Source organism: Thalassospiraceae bacterium LMO-SO8, assembly GCA_031655335.1.
In the GTDB taxonomy this organism is placed as follows: domain Bacteria; phylum Pseudomonadota; class Alphaproteobacteria; order Rhodospirillales; family Casp-alpha2; genus UBA1479.
On sequence record CP134226.1, the window covers coordinates 3,302,755 to 3,322,227 of the forward strand.

Below are 19,473 nucleotides of genomic sequence, written 5' to 3' on the forward strand. Positions count from 1 at the left end.
TTATGAACATCCGCTTGTGGCGCCGCAGGTGACGCACTTCATGCAGGTGCCGTTGCGCACCAGGGTGAAGTTGCCGCAGTCGCCGCAGGAGTCGCCCTCATATCCCTTCATGCGGGCTTCGCGGATCTGGTCCAGTTTGCTGTCGGTCTGGGTGATCACGCTGGTCTCGATCTCCAGGATCGTTTCGGTGCTTTCCGCCCGTTGCACGGTGGCACCCGCGCCGTTGCCGCCGCCGTTGCTGCCGGTGGTGCGCACGGCGCCTGCCGTCGAGCCGGACTGTTCACCGCCGAAGCGCCCGCCCTGCACGACCATGAACTGCTTGGAGCGCACGTACCCGCGGCTGGTCAGCTGCGCCACGGCTTCCATCATGCCGGACTTCTCGGCGTTTTCCGGAAGGTCGCCTTCGGCGGAGCCGTCACCCAGGGTGTCGGGCAGCAGGTCCGCCGGCTCCACATGGGCGAGGTCGTTGCGGTCCAGATACGACACTGCCAGTTCACGGAAGATGTAGTCGAGGATCGACGTCGCCATCTTGATGGTGTCGTTGCCGGTGACCATGCCCGAGGGCTCGAAGCGGGTGAAGGTGAAGGCCTCCACGTATTCTTCAAGCGGCACGCCGTACTGCAGGCCGATGGAGATGGCGATGGCGAAGTTGTTCATCAGCGAGCGGAAGGCGGCCCCTTCCTTGTGCATGTCGATGAAGATTTCCGCCAGCTTGCCGTCGCTGTATTCGCCGGTGTGCAGGTAGACCTTGTGATCGCCGATCGACGCCTTCTGGATATAGCCCTTGCGCCGGTTGGGCGGGCGGCGGCGTTCCTGGGCCCGTTCGACGATGCGTTCGACGATGCGTTCGGCGACGATCTCGGCCCTGGAGGCGTTGGCCGGCGCGGCGGCCACGGCCTCTTCCAGGGTTTCCTCGGCGTCGATGTCGTCCAGCAGGGCCGATTGCAGCGGCTGCGACAGCTTGGAGCCGTCACGGTACAGCGCGTTGGCCTTCAGCCCCAGTTTCCAGGACAGCATGTAGGCGTCGTTGCATTCCTTGACCGACGCCGAGTTCGGCATGTTGATGGTCTTGGAAATGGCGCCCGAGATGAAGGGCTGCGCCGCCGCCATCATGCGGATGTGGCTTTCGACGGAAAGGTAGCGCTTGCCGATCTTGCCGCAGGGGTTGGCGCAGTCGAACACGGACAGGTGCTCGGCCTTCAGGTGAGGGGCGCCCTCCAGCGTCATGGCGCCGCAGATGTAGGTGTTGGCGGCCTCGACCTCGGCCTTGGAGAAGCCGAGGTAGGCGAGCATGTCGAAGCTCATGTCGTCGAGCTTGTCGGCCGGAATGCCCAGGCCCTCGCGGCAGAAGGCGTCGCCCAGGTTCCACTTGTTGAACACGAACTTGATATCGAAGGCTTCGCCGAGAGATTCTTCAAGCTTTTTCAGAACATTGTCCGTGAAGCCTTTGATCTTCAATGCTTCTGCATTGATCCCCGGCGCCCCTTCCAAGGTGCCGTGGCCGACCGCGTAGTTGATCATGTCGGTGATCTCGTCGGCCGTGTAGCCCATGCCCGAAAGCGCCTTCGGCACCATGCGGTTGATGATCTTGAAGTAGCCGCCGCCGGCCAGCTTCTTGAACTTCACGAGCGCGAAGTCGGGCTCGATCCCCGTGGTGTCGCAATCCATGACCAGGCCGATGGTGCCCGTGGGCGCGATCACCGTGGTCTGGGCATTACGGTAGCCATGGGCCTCGCCGCCTTCCAGCGCCAGGTCCCAGGCCTTGGCCGCGGCCTTGGACAGTTCCGCATCCGGGCAGTCGCCCGCGATCAGCGGCACGGGGGCGACTTCCAGGCCCTCGTAGCCCTGTTTCACGCCCTGGGCGGCGCGGCGGTGGTTGCGGATGACCCGCAGCATGGCGTCGGCGTTCTTTTCGTAGCCGGGGAAGGTGCCCAACTCCGCGGCCATTTCGGCCGAGGTGGCGTAGCAGGTGCCGGTCATCAATGCCGTGACGGCGCCGCAGATGGCCCGGCCTTCGACGGAATCGTAGGACAGTCCGGCGTTCATCAGATAGCCGCCGATGTTGGCATAGCCCAGGCCCAGGGTCCGGAATTCGTAGGACAGCTGGGCGATTTCCTTGGACGGGAACTGGGCCATGAGCACCGAAATCTCAAGTGTCACGGTCCACAGGCGCACCGCATGTTCGAACCCGGTGACGTCGAAGGTGCCATCCTTCTGCGAAAACGTGATCAGGTTCAAGGACGCCAGATTGCAGGCCGTGTCGTCCAGGAACATGTATTCGGAGCAGGGGTTGGAGGCGTTGATGCGGCCCGAATTGGGGCAGGTGTGCCATTCGTTGATGGTGGTGTCGTACTGCAGGCCCGGATCGGCGCAGGCCCAGGCCGAATAACCGATCTTTTCCCACAGCTCGCGGGCCTGGATGCGCTTGTGCACCTTGCCGTCCGTGCGGCGGATCAATTCCCACTCGCCGTCGTTGAGGACGGCGCGGATGAATTCGTTGGTCAGGCGCACGGAGTTGTTGGAGTTCTGCCCCGACACGGTCACATAGGCTTCCGAGTCCCAATCCGTGTTGTAGGTCGGGAAATCGATTTCCGTATACCCCTGACGGGCGAAATGGATCACCCGCTGGACGTAGTTGTCGGGGATCATGACCTGGCGGCAGCCCTTGATGGCGTCCTTCAGGTCGGCGTTGATCTTGGGGTCGAAGCGGTCGTCGGCGCCGGCGTCCGGGCCCATGTCGGCCTGACAGGCGGCCATGACCTGGGTCAGGTAGCGTTTGGCCAGGCGCGAGCCGGACACCAGGGCGGCGACCTTCTGCTCTTCCTGGACCTTCCAGTTGATGTAGTTCTCGATGTCCGGATGATCGACATCGACGACGACCATCTTGGCCGCCCGGCGCGTGGTGCCGCCCGACTTGATGGCGCCGGCCGCGCGGTCGCCGATCTTGAGGAAGCTCATCAGGCCCGACGACTTGCCGCCGCCCGACAGGGCTTCGTTCTCGCCGCGCAGGGCCGAGAAGTTGGAGCCCGTGCCCGAGCCGTACTTGAACAGCCGCGCCTCGCGGACCCAAAGGTCCATGATGCCGCCTTCGTTCACCAGATCGTCGCTGACGCCCTGGATGAAGCAGGCATGGGGCTGCGGGTGCTCATAGGCGGAATTGGAGGCGACCAGCTTGCCGGTCTCGAAATCGACATAGTGGTGCCCCTGGGCCGGGCCATCGATGCCGTAGGCCCAATGCAGGCCCGTGTTGAACCACTGGGGCGAGTTCGGCGCGGCCATCTGCTTGGCCAGCATGAAGCGCATTTCATCGAAGTAGGTCCGGGCGTCGGCTTCGGAATCGAAATAGCCGCCTTTCCAGCCCCAATAGGTCCAGGTTCCGGCCAGACGGTCGAACACCTGCTTGGCGCTGGTTTCGCCGGACGACCGCTTGTCCTTGGGCAGCTTCTTGAGGGCGGCGGCATCGGGCTCGGAGCGCCACAGCCACGACGGCACCGAATTCTCCTCGACCTTCTTCAGCTTCGCCGGCACGCCCGCCTTGCGGAAGTACTTCTGCGCCAGCACGTCGGAGGCGACCTGCGACCAGGAGTCGGGGACTTCGATGTCCGCCTGCGCAAACACCACGGAGCCATCCGGGTTTCGGATTTCGCTGGATGCCCGGCGAAACTTGATTGCCGCGTAAGGTGATTGGTCCTGTTTCGTAAAATGCCGCTTGATCTGCATGGCTACCCCGTCTGCGTTCCCTTGGTGGTCCCTGTCATTTCCGGCCCTGTCGTTGGCCGGCGGGCCCAACAACAGACCCGGGTCGCTTCTTTGCCGCTGGCTCGGAAGGCTTTCGCTTCCTGAAACTACATAGTGTATTTGCCCAGGCGTGAAGGACGCTAAATGTAGCCAGCGGCTTTGGGGGCAGCAACAGGATTATTTCAACATTTAGGGGCTATGTTACGAATAAATTACTTGATTTTGTGGAACCTCCCGGAAAACCGGGGGTTATGCCTTAGGTCATAGTCGCGGCCTCCCTACATATTGCGGGCGGCGGTCGGTAAAGGCGGTCAAGCGGACTGGACCTTGCGCCCGCATGGTGCCATATTCCCGCGGTACATCAGGCGGATATGAGACCCCATGGACATCGGAACGCTGCTGCATACCTGGATTCACGGCAAGCTCGTCGGCACCGACGAGTTCGGCAACCGTTATTACAAGAACAAGGGCGGGTCGCTGTACGGCCGCGAACGCCGCTGGGTTCTGTACAAGGGCCGCAAGGAAGCCTCCAAGGTGCCGCCGGAATGGCATTCCTGGTTGCACCACACCTCTGCCGAGCCGCTGACCGAAAGCGCCACCCGGGCGCGGCCGTGGCAGAAGGAGCATGTCCCCAACCTGACGGGGACCGCCGGTGCCTATCGCCCCGCGGGCCACGATTTCAAGGGCGGCGCCCGCGCCCATGCCACGGGCGACTACGAAGCCTGGAAGCCGGAATGATTTGCGGCTCCCTGGCCGGGGCGCTGCGATGACGGTCGGATACCGATGACACTGGAAACCAAGGAACAGATGATCGGCGCTTTGGCGCTTGTCGTGCTTCTGGCGGTTCTCGGCTTCATGAACCAAAGCCGCGACGTGACCTCCGGCGCGGACGGCCGAATCCGGGTCGATGCCCTGTTCGGCCGCGTCGACGGCATCGCGCCCGGGGCCGAGGTCCGCATGGGCGGCGTTCGAATCGGCAAGGTCGCGACCCAGCGCCTGGACGACAAGTTCCGCGCCGTGTTGACCCTCAATCTGACCAGCGACGTGATGGTGCCGAACGATTCGTCGGCCTCGGTGCAGACCGACGGCCTGTTCGGCGGAAAGTACGTCGTTTTGGAACCGGGCGCGTCGGAAACGGGGCTGAAAACCGGCGATCTGATCGCCATCACCCAGGATGCCCAGGTCGTCAGCGACATTCTGAATCTCATCATTTCCCAGGGCCGGGCCGCCATGGAAGAGCGCCGGGCCGCCGCCGAAACGGCGGCTGGACAGACGAAATAAGGGGCGGAGAGATCGGATATGGGACGTAATGCAATCGAAACGGTCCTGGGCGGCGTCGTGCTGATCGTTGCCGGGGTGTTTCTGTTCTTCGCCTTCAACGTGGCCCAGGTGAAGGCCGTCTCGGGCTATGAGGTCAAGGCGCATTTCCTCAAGATCGGCGGCCTGTCCAAGGGCAGCGACGTGCGCATCAACGGCATCAAGATCGGTACCGTTCTTGATCGCGTGCTCGATCCGCAGACGTTCGAGGCCGTCGTCATCATGTCGATCCGCCCGGATGTGAAACTGCCCAAGGACACGGTGGCGACGATCGGCTCCGAAGGCATCCTGGGCGGAAAATACATCCGCCTGAAGCCGGGCCAGGCGGCGGAAACGCTGCCCGCGGGCGGACGCATCGCCAAGGTCGAGGACTTCAAGTCCCTTGAGGATCAGGTCGGCGAGATCATCTTCCTGGCCACGGGCGGGAAATAGGCCGCGATGCGGCTATGCCTCATTGTTCTGATCGGCATCCTCGCCGCCTTTCCGGCGGCGGCGTCTCCGATGAACAAGGTCATCCTGCAAGGCCTGGATAAGGTCACGGCGCGGGTTTCGACCCTGGAAGCCCGGGTCGGCGAGGTCGTGCGGTTCGGCACGCTTGAGATCATCGCCCGCAGCTGCGACAAGCGCTCGCCGGAAGAGCCGCCGGAAAGCGCGGCCTTCCTCGATATCTGGGAAATCCGCCCCGGAGAACCGGCGGTCAGCCTGTTCCGCGGCTGGATGTTCGCCTCCAGTCCGGCGCTCAATGCGCTGGAACACCCCGTCTACGACATCTGGGTGCTTGATTGCGCCGAGCCGTCGGATGCCACCGCACCAAAATAGCGCCGCCCGGTTCATGTCATCACTCAGAGAAGAATATGGGGCCTTGTCGCGGTAAAATTTTCTGGGCGTTGGTGCTCGTTTCCCTGGCCGGGGAAGCAGGGGCCGCTGACCCCGCGCTCTGCCGGAATTGCCACACGCCGCAAGGAGTTATCGCGCCGGACCTCGCCGGCATGCCGACGGATCAATTTTATGCCGCGGCGCGGAGTTTCCGCTCGGGCGAACGAACACACCCTGTGATGACGTCCTTCTCGCGGTCGCTGACCGATGCGGATGTTGCCGCCCTGGCCGCCTATTTCGCGGCACTGCACGCCAGCAACAAATAGCCGGCCGTCCATCGCGGCCGCCCGCGCGTCGTCAGGCGTTGACGAGGCAGAGATTGCGCATGACGGTCAGGATGGCGGGGCCGTTCTTGAAGGCGTTTCGATAGTCGCCGTCGATGATGTCGTGAAAACCCAGTTCGCTCTTCATCTCGTCCGGGTGCATGGCGCGAAAGGCCATTTCCCAACCGCCGAAGTCCCGGTGCTCGTCGTCATATTTCGTGATGACGCCGATGTGCTGGTGACGGGGGTCGCCGCTGATGCGCTCCATGGTCCGCCCGACCGCCTCCGCGTCCCCTTCCAGCAATTGGATGAAGGTGCCGTTCTCAAGATAGATAAGAAGACCCGTCACGTCATTTTGACGATTGTTGTCGCGCGACGCGGCCAAAATGCGCCGGCATTCTTCTTTCGAGACGGGATGCGTGGCTTGGCTGGTGTACAAAATCTTATGAATGGGCATGGGGCCACTCCTGCTGCTCCGGTTGCGAATAACACGGTCAAGTCGCACAGAGCAAATTACATGCCAGCCCCCAAGCAAGGCCTGGACGGCGTTTTATCGGTCAATATCCTCGACGGCGCAGGAGAATGTGGACGGCGATCGGCGTGGCGATCGAGGTCGCCAGCGCGACCAGGGCAATTCCCGAAAAGACCCCGGCCGGCATGGCCCAATCGCCCAGGGCGCGGGCCTGCTGGCCGATCACCATGGCCATTTCGGCGCGCGGCACCATGCTGACCCCGATCAGCAACGCGCCGGCGCCGGATGTCGTCATCAGGGCCGGCAGTCCGGCCCCCGCGATCTTGCCGCCGACGGCGACGGCGAGCAGCGCCCCGCCGAACGCCAGGGCCATGCCCAGGGACCCGGGATCGATGCGAAAGCCGATGGCGATGAAAAAGAACGGCACGAAAAAGGCCTGAATCTGCACGAATCCCGTTTCCATGCGCACGACGTCCGGATTGCGGCTGAAGATCAGGCCCGCGAAGAAGGCGCCGATGGCGATGGAAAAGCCCAACAGCGAGGCGACGGCGGCGACGCACAACCCGATGCCCAGGAGGATCATCGCCGCATGAGGATTGCCGAGGCGGGTCAGGATGGCGGCAAGGCGGTGCTGGTTGGCCCAGGCGACGGCCAGACACAGGGCGCCGAGCGCCGCCGCCTTGGCCAATAGGATCAGCGAGATTTCCGATATATGGGCCGCCATGCCGCCGCCGTTCCCCGAATGGACCAGGGGGGCGACGGCCACGGCCATGGCCATGAAGATGACCGCCGACAGGTCATCCAGTTCCGCCACGTCGATCAAGGTTTCGCCGTCGGGCGTGTCGAGGGCGCCGGCCTCGCGCCACAGTTCCGTGGTCACGGCGACGCTGGTCGCCGTCATGGCGATGGCCGTGAACATGCTGGGCACCGCCCCCAGGTCGAACACCTGATGACACAGCAGGAACGCGGGGACGCCGCTAAGCGTCACGTTGCCGAGCCAGATCGGCGCTGCCCGCGGCAGCTTCGCGACAAGGCCGTGCAGGTTACTGTCGAGCCCGATCCGGAACAGCAGGATGAACACACCCGTCTCGGAAAGGAATTCCAGCAGGTGGCGGCCCGTACCGGACACGAAGGCCATGTGCGTGTCGGCCACCCGGAGGACGAAGCCCAGCAGAATAAAGCCCGCCAGGGCCGGCAGGCCGAGCCTGTCGAACCCGATGCGCGTGAAGACGACCGCGACGATCAGCACGCCCAACATCAGTTCGAAGGCGGCGAGGAATTGATGATCGATCATCGGCGGGCCGATCGGGGCGGGGCGGGCTTGTCCGGGCTCACGGGTGTTCGGCCATTGCCTGGATCTCGTGCATCACCCGGTCCGGCGCCGGGTTGAGGGGGAACCGGGCCTGATACTCGAGGGCCGATTCCAGGCGCTTTTGATAGTCGCGGGCGGGAATTTCTTCGCAGCCGAAGGTTTTCAGGTGATCGGTCACGAACTGGGTGTCGAGCAGACGGAACCCGCCCAGGCGCAGGCGCGCGACCAGATGGGCGAGGGCGACCTTGGACGCGTTCGTCGCCCGCGAAAACATGCTTTCGCCGAAGAATGCCCCCCGGAGCGCCACCCCGTAGAGCCCGCCGGCCAGTTCGCCGTCCTTCCAGGTTTCGATGGAATGGGCGAAGCCCAGGTTGTGCAGCTCGATGACGGCGGTTCGGATCGGTTCGTTGATCCAGGTATCCTTGCGCCCCGGGCCGGGGGCGGCGCATTCGTCGAGCACCCGTTCGAACGCCGAATTGGCGCGCACGATGAACTCGCCGCGGCGCAGCACCTTTTTCAGGCTTTTCGAGACGTGGAAGGTTTCCAGCGGCAACACGCCGCGCTGCTTGGGATCGACCCAGAACACCTGCGGGTCGTCGCGGCTTTCGGCCATGGGAAAAATACCGGCGGCATAGGCGCGCAACAGAAGTTCGGCGGGCAGGCTTTCCTGGGTTTGATCGCGCCGGCTCATGAAACGCTCCCGGCGGTGACGTCAGGCGCCGTCCTTGTCCGCCGCCATGAGGGTTTCAAGCCAGTGGATGTCATAGGAGCCGTCGACGAAATCCCGTTCGCCGATGATGCGCTGTTGCAGCGGTATGCCCGTCGAAATGCCATCGATCACAAATTCCTCAAGCGCCCGCCTCAGGCGCATCAGGCATTCGTTCCGTGACGCGCCATGAACGATCAGCTTGGCGATCATGCTATCGTAGTGAGGCGGCACTGTGTAGCCGGAATAAAGGGCGGAATCGACGCGCACGCCCAGGCCGCCCGGCGCATGATAGACACCGACCTTGCCCGGCGAGGGCGCGAAGGTCACGGGGTCTTCCGCGTTGATCCGGCATTCGATGGCATGGCCGCGCAGGACGACGTCTTCCTGGGTCATCGACAGCTTGGCCCCCTGGGCGACGCGGATCATCTCACGCACAATGTCGATGCCCGTGATCGCTTCGGTGATCGGGTGTTCGACCTGTAGGCGGGTGTTCATCTCGATGAAGTAGAACTTCCCGTCCTCGTACAGGTATTCGACCGTGCCGGCGCTTTGGTAGCCCAGCTTGGAAATGGCGTTGACCGTGATCTCGCCGATCTCGGCCCGCTGCGCCGCGTTGAGGGCCGGCGAGGGCGCTTCTTCCAGGACCTTCTGGTGCCTGCGTTGCAGGGAGCAGTCGCGCTCGCCCAGATGCACCACGTTGCCATGCATGTCGGCCATGATCTGGATTTCGATGTGGCGCGGCTTGTCCAGGTACTTTTCCATGTAGACGGCGCCGTTGCCGAAGGCGGCGCTGGCTTCGCTCTGGGCTACCTTGACCAGACCTTCCAGGTCCTCTTCCCGGCGCACCACCTGCATGCCGCGCCCGCCGCCGCCGGCGGCGGCCTTGATCAGCACGGGATAGCCGATGTCCTTGGCGACCCGGGCCACGTCCTTGATGTCCTCGATGGCGCCGTCCGATCCGGGCACCACGGGGATGCCGGCGGCCTTGGCGGCGGCCTTGGCCTGAACCTTGTCGCCCATCAGCCGGATGTGATCGGCCGAAGGGCCGATGAAGGTGAAGCCGTGTTCGGCGACCATCTGGGCGAAATCGGCGTTTTCCGAAAGAAACCCGTATCCGGGGTGAATGGCGTCGGCCCCGGAAATGGCGGCGGCCGACAGCACGGCCTGGATCGACAGATAGCTGTCCTTGGCCGACGGCGGGCCGATGCACACGCTTTCGTCGGCGAAGCGCACGTGCATGGCGTCGGTGTCGGCGGTGGAATGGACGGCGACCGTGGAAATGCCCATTTCGCGGCAGGCGCGCAGGATGCGCAGCGCGATTTCCCCCCGGTTGGCGATCAGGACCTTTTCGAACAAGGCCTGCCTCCTATTCGAGAATCAGGAGGGGTTCGCCGAACTCGACGGGGGTGCCGCTGGTCACCAGGACCCGCTTCACCGTGCCGGCGCGGGGGGCGGTGATCTGGTTGAACACCTTCATGGCCTCGACCAACAACAGGGTGTCGCCTTCCTTCACCGTGTCGCCTTCCTTGACGAAATCGGCGCTTTCCGGATCGGGCGAGGTATAGACCACGCCGACCATGGGCGAGGTGACGGCGCCGGCGGGCACGCCCTGTTCGGCGACGGGGGCGTCGGCGGCGGGGGAGATGGTCATGGGCGTCGCGGCCACGGCGGTCGCCCCCTTGGACACGCGCAGCGACCAGTCGTCGTGGGTGTATTCGATTTCCGTCAGGCCCGTCTCTTCCAGGAGACTGGCCAGTTTGCGGACGGCGTCCGCGTCGATGTCGGTCGCTTTGGGGCTTCTTGCCATGGTCCCTTACCCGTTGTTTTTCAGTCGTTTTGCCAGCGCGTCGAGCGCCAGTTCGTAGCCCTGTCCGCCGAGACCGCAAATCATGCCGTCGGCGGCCTTGGAGACGAAGGAATGATGCCGGAACTCTTCACGCCTGTGAATGTTGGAAAGGTGCACCTCGATGATCGGCATGTCGATGGCTGAAAGAGCATCGAGGATCGCGACCGAGGTATGGGTATAGGCGCCGGCGTTGATGACGATCCCGGCGTGCGCCTTGGGCGCTTCCTGGATCCAGGTGACCAGTTCGCCCTCGTCGTTGGATTGGCGGAAATCCACGTCCAGGCCCAGGTTTTTGCCGTGCGTCCGGCAGGCAGCCTCGATGGTCGCCAGCGTTTCGCGCCCGTAGATGTCGGGCTCGCGCGTGCCCAGCAGATTCAGGTTCGGGCCGTTGAGGATGAGAATCGTTGCTGTCATGGTTCCGTTCCGGGCGCCTGCGGCACCCCAACTCGTTTGCCATCATGGGGTAGCGGCTTATAGCACGCGCCATGATGTGAGAAACATCCCGTTTCTCCCCATCCGGGCGTTGAAAGCGGCTGGTCGCGGCCCCATAATCCCTGTAAAGCCCCCCGGACAAAGGCCTGTACAGGCTTCAACAACGGCGCGACCAACGGCCCCGAGGATACATTCTTCATGCAAGTTCAGATCAACGGCGAAACCCATTCCCTGGATGCCCCCCTGTCGGTGGCGCAGCTTCTCACCCGAATCGGCCTGGATCCGGCCAAGGTCGCGGTCGAGCGCAATCTGGAAATCGTGCCCAAATCCGGTTACGGCCAGATCGGCGTGGAAGACGGCGACCGGCTGGAAATCGTGCATTTCATCGGCGGCGGCGCCCCGGATTCGACATCTGTATCCGAGGATGAGGATATTCTGGAGGTCGCCGGGCACAAATTCCGCTCGCGCCTGATCATCGGCACCGGCAAGTACAAGGATTATGACCTGAACCGTCAGGCCGCCGAGGCGGCGGAGGCGGAGATGATCACCGTCGCCGTCCGCCGCGTGAATCTGACGGACCCCAATCAGCCGCTGCTGGTCGACTACCTGGACCCCAAGAAATACACCTACCTGCCCAACACGGCGGGCTGCTTCACCACCGACGACGCCGTGCGCACCCTGCGTCTGGCGCGCGAAGCCGGCGGCTGGACCCTGGTGAAGCTGGAAATCCTGGGTGAACAGCGCACCCTTTATCCGATGATGCCGGAAACCATCGAGGCGACCCGCGCGTTGACGGAAGAAGGTTTCCAGGTCATGGCCTATTGTTCGGACGATCCGATCCTGTGCAAGCGGGTGGAAGAGGCGGGAGCGGTCTCCATCATGCCGCTGGGGGCGCCCATCGGGTCGGGCCTGGGTATCCAGAATCCGGTTAACATCCGCCTGATCAAGGAACAATCCGAGGTGCCGGTGATCGTCGATGCCGGCGTCGGCACGGCGTCGGACGCCGCCATTGCCATGGAACTGGGCTGCGACGGCGTGCTGATGAACACGGCCATCGCCGAGGCCAAGGACCCGGTGATGATGGCCCGCGCCATGAAGCATGCGGTCAAGGCCGGGCGCATGGCCTATCTGGCCGGACGCATGCCGCGCAAGATGTACGCCGATCCGTCATCGCCGCTGTCCGGGCTGATCTGAGCGACCCGCACACCAACCACACCGCGCAAAAAGTAAGGGGCAGACGGCCCAGGCCGTCTGCCCCTTCTTGATCGGTGCGCGCCGCAGTCGCGGGCGCGGAAACCCGATTACTTCTTCGCAGCCTTCTTGGCGTCGGCTTCGGCCTTCATGCAGGCTTTCTTCTCGGCTTTGTCGGTCATCTTGGCGCAGGGGGATTCCTTCTTGTCGGCGGCCAGGACGGCGGTCGACGCGGCGGAGAAGCCCAGGGCCAGGACGAATGCCAGGACGGCGGCGGAAAGAACGGACCGTTTCATGATTTGGATGTTCCTCGATTAAGGGTTGGTGGAATGGCCACACTATCGAAGAGGCGATGGCTCCCTAACATCGAAAAATTTGAATATGTTCCATCGACAAAGGCGATGGGACGGCGCTAATTCACGTGACGCCACCAGGTTTTTTCGTTGATCGAGAACACCGGCTGGTAATGGCGGATTGAATCGGCCTTCACCACGCTCTGAATCTGGTTGTCGAGGACCAGCGGGATGCGCTGGCCCGCCTTGTTCTGCATGTAGACGACAAGGATGGCGTGGCCGACCTTCAGGTTCAGATCCTTGACCGCGACGACGCGCAAATCCTGCTCGTCCCACCCCAGGAAGCGCAGGGACAGGTACTTCATGATCGCGTAGTCCTCGCAATCGCCGAACCGCGCCATGAATTCGTAGGGCGTTTCCCAATAGTCGCTGACGCCCCAGTTGTCGTTGTCCATGACGTATTTGGCCAGGTTCATGCGGGCGTTGATCAGGCGCACCTGATCGAGCAGGGATTTTTCCTTCACTTGCTTGAGGAACTGAATCCAATCCCCGTCGCCGCAGATCTTCATTTCGCCGGGGCCAGGGCCGCAGACCAGCGGCTGCTTGCTTTTCCGCGTGCTGGCGAACCGGGCCAGGGCATCGGTCCATTTCGTGAAGGCCTTGAGGTCGTTGGACGGCAGTTCCTTGGTGTTGAAGAAACTGGGGCTTGCCGTGGCCGCATAGGCTGCGGGGGCCATGCTCGACAACATGGCGGCGGCGCCCGCGGCAAGCGCCGAGGCACGCATCAGGCCGACGATCCTGTGTATGAATGAAATAGCGCCACCTGTCCCTGCTGCCGGCGCCATCCGGGCGCGCCGCCGGTGACACCGGCGGCGGCCATGGGCCGGCAAACGTTTCGGGAGGACGGTAGGGTCGAGTCCGTCAGGCGTCAATCCGCCGAACGGTATAGACCGCGGGGCATGCCGGGCAGGGTGGCGCTTTTAGAAGTTCTTGAGGAAGGCCGGAACCTGGTCGCTTTGCCCGAACACGACGTCCTTGTCGTCCATCGTGCCCGCGTCGTTGCGTTGGTCCGAGCGGCTTTTGCGGGCGCGGCTTGGTTTCGCGGCCGGTTTTTCCGTGGCGGGCGCTTCCGCCTTGGGGGCGTCCTGGGGCGGTTCCACGTCTGCGGCGGGCTCGGCCGCGGCATCGGGCGCCGGTTCGGCGGCCTTGGCGTCGGCGGATGCCGGCTTGCGGCCCCGGCCCCGATCACGTCCACGACCCCGGCCACGTTCGCCGCGTTCTTCCTTTTCCGGGGCGCTGGTGGCGTCATCGCTGCCGCCACCGCTGCTTGCGGTGCTGCTCATCGCGTCGCGTTCGATGGGCCGGCCCATCAGCTTTTCGATGGCGTCCACATACTTGCCGTCGGACGGCACGGCTATGGAGATCGCCACGCCCTTGTGCCCGGCGCGGCCCGTGCGGCCGATGCGGTGCACATAGTCGTCGGCATGGGTCGGCACGTCGAAGTTGAAAACATGGCTCATCAGCGGAATGTCGAGCCCGCGCGCCGCCACGTCGGAGCACACCAGCAGGGTCACGTCGCCGCTCTTGAACTTCGCCAGGGTCTCCATGCGCACCGACTGCACCATGTCGCCATGCAGGCGTGCGGCCGTGTTGTAGCCGTGGCGTTCCAGCGATTTGTAGACCACGTCGACGTCGCGTTTGCGGTTGCAGAAGATGATGGCGTTCTTGGGCTGTTCGCGCTCGATCAGCTTGCGCAGCACCTCGCGCTTGCGCTTGGCGATGGAGGCCTGATCGCGTCCGGCGCCGGTCACCATGACCAGGCCCTGGGCGATGGTTTCCGCCGCCGTCGCCGGCTTGGACACCGTGATTTCCTTGGGGTTGATCAGGAAACGGTCGGCCAGGCGCTTGATTTCCGGCGGCATGGTCGCCGAGAACAGCAGTGTCGTGCGCATCTGCGGCAGCTTGGAGACGATCTTCTCGACATCGGGGATGAAGCCCATGTCGAGCATGCGGTCGGCTTCGTCGATCACCAGGATCTTCACGTCGCGCAGCAGCAGGTGGCCGCGGTCGAACACGTCCATCAGGCGGCCCGGCGTGGCGATCAGCACGTCGACGCCCTTTTCCAGGCGCTTGATCTGCTCGCTCATGTTCTCGCCGCCGATCAGCAGCGCGTGGTTCAGCTTATGGTACTTGCCGTAGACTTCGAAGTTGTCGGCGACCTGGGCGGCCAGTTCGCGGGTCGGCTCCAGGATCAGCGAGCGCGGCATGCGCGCCTTGGCCCGGCCCGAGGCCAGGATGTCGATCATCGGCAGGGTGAAGGATGCCGTCTTGCCCGTGCCCGTCTGGGCGCAGCCCAGAATATCGCGGCCCATCAGCACCTGAGGAATGGCCTGGGCCTGAATGGGGGTGGGGTCGGTGTAGCCCGCGTCGGAAATCGCTTTGAGGAGTTCGTCGCTGAGGCCGAGGTCTGAAAAGGACATATTGCTCCACTTCGGGAGTTGCGCCGCCCGGGCTGGGTGGTCACCTTATGGGGGCTTGGATTTTGGCCCTTGGAGACTTCCCCGGGCCGTGTGAGCGGGATATTAGGTATTCCCGACCCGAAGTCAATGATAAGCGGGCGTTGGGCGGCGGATTTCTGCCAACCGCTACCGATTTGTCACGGTCCCCGAAGGAGGTTTCATGTCTAACCGAACGCCGCTTCTGTTCATGCCCGGGCTGCTGTGTGACGCGGCGCTGTGGGGCCATCAGCTGGCGACCCTGACCGATGTCGCGGAAATGACCGTCGCCGACATGACCCGGGACGACAGCATCGACGCCATGGCCCGGCGCGCGTTGGACGCGGCCCCCGGCCGCTTCGCACTCTGCGGCCTGTCCATGGGCGGCTACGCGGCCCAGGCCGTCATGCGTCTGGCGCCGGAGCGGGTGACCCGCCTGGCCCTGCTCGACACCGCCCCCGGCCCGGACACGCCGGAACGCACGGCGGGCCGCCGCGATCTGATGGCCAGGGCGGCCGCCGGCGATCTGGAGGGCGTCATCGACCACCACATGACGGGGTTCATCGCCGCAAACCGCCAGGACGACAGCGAGTTGACCGCCGCCGTCCGCGCCTCGGCCCGCAATGTCGGGGCGGAGGCTTATCAACGTCAGCAGACGGCCATCATCGAGCGCCCGGATAATCGGCCTAACCTGGGCCGGATCGCCTGTCCGACGCTGGTTCTGTGCGGGCGTCTCGACGCCATGACACCGCCCGCGGTGCATGAAGAAATGGCGTCGGCCATTCCCGGTGCTAAACTGGTGGTCGTCGAGAACTGCGGTCACCTTTCGCCTCTGGAACGGCCCGAGGCGGTCAGCGCGGTGCTGCGCTATTGGCTCGCCGAATAAGGAAGAACAGATGCTGATAAAGCCCGAATTGTCCTGTCTGGTCGTCATCGACATCCAGGACAAGCTGGCCCCCGCCATGCAATCGCCGGCCAGGGTCATCCGCAACACCGCGCTGCTGATGCGCGCCGCCGACCGCCTGGGCGTGCCCGTTCTGATGACGGAACAGTATCCCAAGGGACTGGGCCACACCGTGCCGCAGCTACAGGGCATCGCGCCCCAGGCCCAGGTGTTCGAAAAGATTCATTTTTCCTGCATGAACGAGGAAGCGTTCCAGCAGGCGTTCGAGGCCACCGGGCGCCGCCAGGTGGTCATCACGGGGATGGAGGCGCATATCTGCGTCATGCAGACCGGCGTCGATCTGATGGACAAGGGGTACGAGATCTTCGTCGTCACCGACGCCACGGCGTCGCGCAGCCTGGAAAGCGAAAAGGCCTGCCTGGACCGCCTGGGGGCGGCCGGCGCCGGCATCGTGACCACGGAAATGGTCATCTACGAATGGCTGGGCCGGGCCGGAACGGACGCCTTCAAGGAAATGCTTCCGTTCATCAAAAATTCTTAAAAAACAATATTCTGAACAACCATCCTAAGGTGATAACTGAATGACTTCCCTGCGCCAGCCCGGCGGTGTGATCCTGCCCTTCAAGGACAAGCATCCGCAGATCGACGAAACCGCCTTCATCGCCGAAAACGCCGTCATCATCGGCGATGTGACCATCGGGACCAAGTCGTCGATCTGGTATTCCTGCGTGCTGCGCGGCGACATGAACTTCATCCGTATCGGCAACGATACGAACATCCAGGACGGCACGGTCGTGCATGTCGATTCCAAGGGCTATCCGACCATCCTGGGCGACCGGGTCACGGTCGGCCATATGGCGCTGCTGCATGCCTGCACGCTGGAAGACGACGCCATGATCGGCATGCAGGCCTGCGTGATGGACGGCGCCGTGGTGGGCAAGGGGTCCTTGATCGCCGCCGGCGCCCTGGTCACGCCGGGCAAACAGATCGGCCCCGGCGAGGTCTGGGCCGGGCGGCCGGCCAAGTTCCTGCGCAAGGTCGGGCCGAACGATCAGAAGATGCTCGACTACATCTGGCCCGTGTACGACAACCTGAGCGCCGAATACCGCCTGGCGGGCCACGACCTGCGCGCCCTGAACCGCAACATCCGTACACCCCCGAGCGACTGAGGCCCATCCATGGCAGCCCCCAAGCCGGACCCGTCCTCCGACCTGCTTGGCGCCGCGCAAGGCGGCGACCGGCGCGCCATCGCCAAGCTTCTGTCCCTGGCCGAGACCACGGGCAACGCCGCCCCCAAGGCAGGTGCCGCCGACGGCGACCTCATGGCGCGGGTCTATCAGGCGGCGGGATCTGCCCATGTGGTCGGCGTGACCGGGCCGCCGGGGGCGGGCAAGTCGTCGCTGGTCAACGCCCTGGTCAAGGACCTGCGCAGGCGGGGCCTGACCGTCGGCGTCATCGCCATCGATCCGTCGAGCCCGTTTTCCGGCGGCGCCATCCTGGGCGACCGGGTGCGCATGGGCGACCATGGCGGCGACAACGGGGTGTTCATCCGATCCCTGGCGACCCAGGGGGCGATGGGCGGGCTGGCCCGCCCGGCCCTGGATTCCGTCGACGTGCTGGATGCCTGCGGGTTCCAGGTCGTGGTGATCGAAACCGTGGGCGTCGGCCAGGACGAGGTCGATGTCGCGGCGGCGGCCCATACGGTGATCGTCGCCTCGCCGCCGGGGCTGGGTGACGGGGTACAGGCCATGAAGGCGGGGATTCTCGAAATCGCCGATATCCATGTCGTGACCAAGGCCGACCGCGCCGATGCGGACCGGACCGCCGCCGATCTGACTGGCGCCCAGGATTTGGGCCTGACCGGCCGACAGGGGCAGGGCGCGTCGGGCACCGGCTGGCGCGTGCCAGTGATCGCGACCAGCGCCAACACCGGCAAGGGGGTCGCGGATCTGGCCCAGGCCGTGCTCGACCACGGTGCACATCTGGCCGCCAGCGGCGAGGACACGGCGCGGCGCCGGCGCATCGCCCTGATGCGGCTTGAGACGGCGGCGCTCGACCACATGCGCCGGGAATTCAAGCGCCTGGCGCCGGACATGGCCGATCTGGTCGACGATTTGGCCGCGCGCCGGGCCGATCCGCGCGCCGCCGCGCGTCTGCTGGTGGAAAAGGCCCTGAAGCCGTCGTAAGCCGCGACCGGCTATTTCAAGACAAGGATCAACCCGCTGACCGCCGCGATGGTCAGAATGGCGATGCGCAGGCGCTCCCGGTTGACATAGCGCCGGGTCACCGGGGCGAGGGCCAGGCCGATCGCCACGCCGGGCAACAGCACGACGGTGCGGCCGATTTCCGGGGCGCCGAACGCCCCGATCAGCACCTGGGCCGCCACCGCCGACAGATAGGCGGCGGTGAAATAGGCCCCCAGCATGGCGCGGGCGACCCGGGGTTCGGCGTTCTGAAAGGCGAGGGAGATGGCCGGACCGTGGATGCCCGCCATCGTTCCCATGATGCCTGAGACACCGGCGGCGGCCAGCAGGCCACGGCCTTTGACCACGGCCGTCTTGGCCATGATGCTGACGCCGACGGCCAGCAGGATCATCACCCCGAACAGGCGTTGCAGGTTCATCCCCTGGACAGCCTGTAAGGCAACGGCGCCGACCACCGTGCCCGCCGCCAGGCCGATCAGGCAGGTCATGAGCATACGGCGGTCGATGGCATCGCGCTCGCCGTAGGCCGTCAGGGCCGCCAGCACGACCCCCGCCAACAGCATGGGGCCGGGCACGAAGGCCGGGTCGAGCAAGGCCAGGACCGGCGCCGCCAGCAAAGCAAAGCCCAGGCCAAGCGCTGTCTGGAACGCGCAGCCGAAGGCCATGGCGCTGATCGCGATCAGAATCGTCGAAAGGGTGAGTCCGTCAAACGTCATGACGGCATCGTAGCGCCTTTATCCCCGGTGCGATGCCCCGATCGCGATGCGGCGCAGGTAATCCGGTTCGGGCACGCCGGGCTTCAGACGATGGTCGGCGACGGGCTCGCCGACCACGGTGGTGATCGGCACCACCCCGGCCCAGACGTCGAGGTCGTAATCGGGTTCGTCATCAAGGGGGCCGCCCGTGCGCATCTTGGCCGCACCTTCGTCGATGGCGAGCGCGCAGATGGTGGTGCCCTTCAGTTCCTGGTCCGTGGTCTCGCGCAGTTCCTCCCAGCGGCCCGGGGTCAGACGGTCGGTGAAATCCTTCAAGGTGGCCAATTTCTCGGCCGGATCCTCGATCTTCACCGCCTCGCCGAACAGGGTCACGCCCCGGTAATTGACGGAATGATGAAAGCCCGACCGCGCCATCACCAGGCCGTCCAGGTGCGAGACGGTAAAGCACACGGGCACGCCGCCGGTCACCGTGCGCAGCATGCGGCTGGCCGCCGAGCCGTGCCAATACACCCGGTCGCCGTGCCGCCAGTAACAGGTCGCGGTGACATAGGGGGCGCCGTCGATGACGTAGCCGACATGGCACATCAGGCCCGCGTCCAGAATCGCATCGACCGTGGCGCGGTCGTAGGCGGCGCGCTTGGGCACCCGTTTGACCTTGGAGCGGTCGGTGATCCGCAGGTCGGGGGAAGTGGGCATGGTCCGGTT

Annotated in this window: 22 protein-coding genes; 10 read left to right on the forward strand and 12 right to left on the reverse strand. The window is 64.7% G+C overall.

Annotation, left to right across the window (positions count from 1 at the left end; all coding sequences use genetic code 11):
- The gene (locus tag RJ527_15875) at positions 1-3,720 is read right to left on the reverse strand and encodes a vitamin B12-dependent ribonucleotide reductase (GenBank protein WND75502.1); all 3,720 of its coding nucleotides are present in this window, start codon (positions 3,718-3,720) and stop codon (positions 1-3) included.
- Between the two features lie 399 nt (positions 3,721-4,119).
- On the opposite strand from RJ527_15875, the gene RJ527_15880 reads away from it, so the two are divergent.
- The 5 genes from RJ527_15880 to RJ527_15900 all read left to right on the forward strand — a co-directional run bounded on the left by RJ527_15880 (position 4,120) and on the right by RJ527_15900 (position 6,197).
- Positions 4,120-4,476, forward strand: coding sequence for an NADH:ubiquinone oxidoreductase subunit NDUFA12 (locus RJ527_15880; protein WND75503.1), 357 nt, complete (start codon positions 4,120-4,122; stop codon positions 4,474-4,476).
- 45 nt (positions 4,477-4,521) lie between these two features.
- Complete coding sequence (locus RJ527_15885) at positions 4,522-5,019, forward strand: MlaD family protein (GenBank protein WND75504.1); 498 nt, start codon at positions 4,522-4,524, stop codon at positions 5,017-5,019.
- 18 nt (positions 5,020-5,037) lie between these two features.
- Complete coding sequence (locus RJ527_15890; protein WND75505.1) at positions 5,038-5,487, forward strand: outer membrane lipid asymmetry maintenance protein MlaD; 450 nt, start codon at positions 5,038-5,040, stop codon at positions 5,485-5,487.
- 6 nt (positions 5,488-5,493) lie between these two features.
- On the forward strand, positions 5,494-5,874 hold the full coding sequence (locus tag RJ527_15895) for a DUF2155 domain-containing protein (GenBank protein WND75506.1): 381 nt from the start codon (positions 5,494-5,496) through the stop codon (positions 5,872-5,874).
- A 170-nt stretch (positions 5,875-6,044) separates the two neighbouring features.
- Positions 6,045-6,197: a hypothetical protein gene (locus tag RJ527_15900; protein ID WND75507.1), complete on the forward strand. Its 153-nt coding sequence runs from the start codon at positions 6,045-6,047 to the stop codon at positions 6,195-6,197.
- A 31-nt stretch (positions 6,198-6,228) separates the two neighbouring features.
- On the opposite strand, the gene RJ527_15905 is transcribed toward RJ527_15900, so the two are convergent.
- The 6 genes from RJ527_15905 to aroQ all read right to left on the reverse strand — a co-directional run bounded on the left by RJ527_15905 (position 6,229) and on the right by aroQ (position 10,947).
- Complete coding sequence (locus tag RJ527_15905) at positions 6,229-6,651, reverse strand: BLUF domain-containing protein (protein WND75508.1); 423 nt, start codon at positions 6,649-6,651, stop codon at positions 6,229-6,231.
- A gap of 100 nt (positions 6,652-6,751) precedes the next feature.
- Entirely contained in the window at positions 6,752-7,960 is a 1,209-nt protein-coding gene (locus RJ527_15910; GenBank protein ID WND75509.1) for a cation:proton antiporter, read from the reverse strand.
- A gap of 37 nt (positions 7,961-7,997) precedes the next feature.
- Positions 7,998-8,669, reverse strand: a complete 672-nt coding sequence (aat, locus tag RJ527_15915) for a leucyl/phenylalanyl-tRNA--protein transferase (protein ID WND75510.1) — start codon at positions 8,667-8,669, stop codon at positions 7,998-8,000.
- 21 nt (positions 8,670-8,690) lie between these two features.
- Positions 8,691-10,043 carry an acetyl-CoA carboxylase biotin carboxylase subunit gene (accC, locus tag RJ527_15920; GenBank protein ID WND75511.1) on the reverse strand — a complete coding sequence of 451 codons (1,353 nt, stop codon included), beginning with the start codon at positions 10,041-10,043 and terminating at the stop codon, positions 8,691-8,693.
- Positions 10,044-10,053: 10 nt separating this feature from the next.
- Positions 10,054-10,494, reverse strand: coding sequence for an acetyl-CoA carboxylase biotin carboxyl carrier protein subunit (locus tag RJ527_15925; protein ID WND75512.1), 441 nt, complete (start codon positions 10,492-10,494; stop codon positions 10,054-10,056).
- 6 nt (positions 10,495-10,500) lie between these two features.
- Positions 10,501-10,947, reverse strand: a complete 447-nt coding sequence (aroQ, locus tag RJ527_15930; GenBank protein ID WND75513.1) for a type II 3-dehydroquinate dehydratase — start codon at positions 10,945-10,947, stop codon at positions 10,501-10,503.
- Between the two features lie 216 nt (positions 10,948-11,163).
- Between aroQ and thiS the strand changes: the two genes are divergently transcribed.
- Positions 11,164-12,159 (forward strand): sulfur carrier protein ThiS, encoded by a 996-nt coding sequence (gene thiS, locus RJ527_15935; protein ID WND75514.1) that lies wholly within the window; start codon positions 11,164-11,166, stop codon positions 12,157-12,159.
- Positions 12,160-12,266: 107 nt separating this feature from the next.
- On the opposite strand, the gene RJ527_15940 is transcribed toward thiS, so the two are convergent.
- The 3 genes from RJ527_15940 to RJ527_15950 all read right to left on the reverse strand — a co-directional run bounded on the left by RJ527_15940 (position 12,267) and on the right by RJ527_15950 (position 14,929).
- Positions 12,267-12,452: a hypothetical protein gene (locus RJ527_15940; protein WND75515.1), complete on the reverse strand. Its 186-nt coding sequence runs from the start codon at positions 12,450-12,452 to the stop codon at positions 12,267-12,269.
- Between the two features lie 116 nt (positions 12,453-12,568).
- Positions 12,569-13,234 carry a transglutaminase-like cysteine peptidase gene (locus tag RJ527_15945; protein ID WND75516.1) on the reverse strand — a complete coding sequence of 222 codons (666 nt, stop codon included), beginning with the start codon at positions 13,232-13,234 and terminating at the stop codon, positions 12,569-12,571.
- A 195-nt stretch (positions 13,235-13,429) separates the two neighbouring features.
- The gene (locus RJ527_15950) at positions 13,430-14,929 is read right to left on the reverse strand and encodes a DEAD/DEAH box helicase (protein WND75517.1); all 1,500 of its coding nucleotides are present in this window, start codon (positions 14,927-14,929) and stop codon (positions 13,430-13,432) included.
- A gap of 199 nt (positions 14,930-15,128) precedes the next feature.
- Here RJ527_15950 and RJ527_15955 point away from each other — a divergent pair, with 199 nt between their 5' ends.
- From RJ527_15955 to meaB, 4 genes are read left to right on the forward strand one after another with little or no spacing between them, the layout of a single operon-like run.
- Positions 15,129-15,830 (forward strand): alpha/beta fold hydrolase, encoded by a 702-nt coding sequence (locus RJ527_15955; GenBank protein ID WND75518.1) that lies wholly within the window; start codon positions 15,129-15,131, stop codon positions 15,828-15,830.
- Positions 15,831-15,840: 10 nt separating this feature from the next.
- On the forward strand, positions 15,841-16,389 hold the full coding sequence (locus tag RJ527_15960; protein WND75519.1) for a hydrolase: 549 nt from the start codon (positions 15,841-15,843) through the stop codon (positions 16,387-16,389).
- A gap of 40 nt (positions 16,390-16,429) precedes the next feature.
- Positions 16,430-17,017, forward strand: coding sequence for a gamma carbonic anhydrase family protein (locus RJ527_15965; GenBank protein ID WND75520.1), 588 nt, complete (start codon positions 16,430-16,432; stop codon positions 17,015-17,017).
- 9 nt (positions 17,018-17,026) lie between these two features.
- Positions 17,027-18,034, forward strand: a complete 1,008-nt coding sequence (meaB, locus tag RJ527_15970; GenBank protein ID WND75521.1) for a methylmalonyl Co-A mutase-associated GTPase MeaB — start codon at positions 17,027-17,029, stop codon at positions 18,032-18,034.
- A gap of 11 nt (positions 18,035-18,045) precedes the next feature.
- Here meaB and RJ527_15975 read toward each other — a convergent pair whose 3' ends face one another.
- A complete protein-coding gene (locus RJ527_15975; protein WND75522.1) occupies positions 18,046-18,768 on the reverse strand; it encodes a sulfite exporter TauE/SafE family protein in 723 nt (240 codons plus the stop codon).
- Between the two features lie 18 nt (positions 18,769-18,786).
- Positions 18,787-19,464, reverse strand: coding sequence for a pyridoxamine 5'-phosphate oxidase family protein (locus RJ527_15980; protein ID WND75523.1), 678 nt, complete (start codon positions 19,462-19,464; stop codon positions 18,787-18,789).
- Between the last annotated feature and the right edge of the window lie 9 nt (positions 19,465-19,473).

Excerpts from the sequence above, each read along its gene's own strand:
- RJ527_15875 (WND75502.1), bottom strand. The coding sequence starts at position 3,720 with ATGCAGATCAAGCGGCATTTTACGAAACAGGACCAATCACCTTACGCG.
- RJ527_15880 (WND75503.1), top strand. The coding sequence starts at position 4,120 with ATGGACATCGGAACGCTGCTGCATACCTGGATTCACGGCAAGCTCGTC.
- RJ527_15885 (WND75504.1), top strand. The coding sequence starts at position 4,522 with ATGACACTGGAAACCAAGGAACAGATGATCGGCGCTTTGGCGCTTGTC.
- RJ527_15890 (WND75505.1), top strand. The coding sequence starts at position 5,038 with ATGGGACGTAATGCAATCGAAACGGTCCTGGGCGGCGTCGTGCTGATC.
- RJ527_15895 (WND75506.1), top strand. The coding sequence starts at position 5,494 with ATGCGGCTATGCCTCATTGTTCTGATCGGCATCCTCGCCGCCTTTCCG.
- RJ527_15900 (WND75507.1), top strand. The coding sequence starts at position 6,045 with ATGCCGACGGATCAATTTTATGCCGCGGCGCGGAGTTTCCGCTCGGGC.
- RJ527_15905 (WND75508.1), bottom strand. The coding sequence starts at position 6,651 with ATGCCCATTCATAAGATTTTGTACACCAGCCAAGCCACGCATCCCGTC.
- RJ527_15910 (WND75509.1), bottom strand. The coding sequence starts at position 7,960 with ATGATCGATCATCAATTCCTCGCCGCCTTCGAACTGATGTTGGGCGTG.
- aat (WND75510.1), bottom strand. The coding sequence starts at position 8,669 with ATGAGCCGGCGCGATCAAACCCAGGAAAGCCTGCCCGCCGAACTTCTG.
- RJ527_15925 (WND75512.1), bottom strand. The coding sequence starts at position 10,494 with ATGGCAAGAAGCCCCAAAGCGACCGACATCGACGCGGACGCCGTCCGC.
- aroQ (WND75513.1), bottom strand. The coding sequence starts at position 10,947 with ATGACAGCAACGATTCTCATCCTCAACGGCCCGAACCTGAATCTGCTG.
- thiS (WND75514.1), top strand. The coding sequence starts at position 11,164 with ATGCAAGTTCAGATCAACGGCGAAACCCATTCCCTGGATGCCCCCCTG.
- RJ527_15940 (WND75515.1), bottom strand. The coding sequence starts at position 12,452 with ATGAAACGGTCCGTTCTTTCCGCCGCCGTCCTGGCATTCGTCCTGGCC.
- RJ527_15945 (WND75516.1), bottom strand. The coding sequence starts at position 13,234 with ATGCGTGCCTCGGCGCTTGCCGCGGGCGCCGCCGCCATGTTGTCGAGC.
- RJ527_15950 (WND75517.1), bottom strand. The coding sequence starts at position 14,929 with ATGTCCTTTTCAGACCTCGGCCTCAGCGACGAACTCCTCAAAGCGATT.
- RJ527_15955 (WND75518.1), top strand. The coding sequence starts at position 15,129 with ATGTCTAACCGAACGCCGCTTCTGTTCATGCCCGGGCTGCTGTGTGAC.
- RJ527_15960 (WND75519.1), top strand. The coding sequence starts at position 15,841 with ATGCTGATAAAGCCCGAATTGTCCTGTCTGGTCGTCATCGACATCCAG.
- RJ527_15965 (WND75520.1), top strand. The coding sequence starts at position 16,430 with ATGACTTCCCTGCGCCAGCCCGGCGGTGTGATCCTGCCCTTCAAGGAC.
- meaB (WND75521.1), top strand. The coding sequence starts at position 17,027 with ATGGCAGCCCCCAAGCCGGACCCGTCCTCCGACCTGCTTGGCGCCGCG.
- RJ527_15975 (WND75522.1), bottom strand. The coding sequence starts at position 18,768 with ATGACGTTTGACGGACTCACCCTTTCGACGATTCTGATCGCGATCAGC.
- RJ527_15980 (WND75523.1), bottom strand. The coding sequence starts at position 19,464 with ATGCCCACTTCCCCCGACCTGCGGATCACCGACCGCTCCAAGGTCAAA.